We start from the raw sequence: 706 nt of genomic DNA, 5'->3' as shown, positions 1-706 counted from the left end.
CTGCAAAGGTTTCAAAAGGCTTTTTCCAGTCGTTTCTATCAGGAAACAGTGCTACATATGGTGCTAAATTTATATAAGACCCATTTACACTTAATGAACTTTGTTTCCACTTTTGGGTATTTCCTAAAGTAGCCCCAACACTCATAATACCTATATCTGTTTTTTCTTGGTCTGGTTCATTAACAGTGTTTAAAAGCAAAACACTAGATAATGCTTGCCCATATTCAGCCGAATAACCACCAGTTGAAAAGGTAATACCATCAAACAAAAAAGGTGAATAACGCCCACGTGTTGGTGCATTGTTGGTAGTTGGTGTATAGGGAGTAAACACACGAATACCATCAATAAAAATTTGAGTTTCGTTAGCATCACCACCACGTACGAATAAACGACCATCTTCGGCTACGGTTGATGTTCCTGGAAGTGTTTGCAATGCCCCAACAAAATCTCCTAAAGCACTGGCTGTGGTTACTACATCTAAAGGTTTTAATGCATTGACTTTGCTATTGTCGCCGGCTGAAAATGTTCCTGCTGAAAGTACTACGGCATCTAAAGCACTTACATCTTCTTTTAATTCAATAATTACATTTTTCATATAAGAAACATCTCCAATCATGGTATGCGTTTCATAAGCTAAATATGATATTACCAATGTTTGTGTACCCTTTTCTGTGGTTGTAAATGAAAATTCACCTATGTTATTTGA

General features: G+C 36.7%; 1 protein-coding gene. It reads right to left on the bottom strand.

The window, feature by feature from the left end; all coding sequences use genetic code 11:
- A partial coding sequence (locus FUA24_RS02985; protein ID WP_148540007.1) for a TonB-dependent receptor plug domain-containing protein occupies nucleotides 1–706 on the bottom strand: 706 nt, incomplete at both ends.

The organism is Seonamhaeicola marinus (genome assembly GCF_008085455.1).
This window is presented reverse-complemented; position numbering and strand designations above follow the sequence as displayed.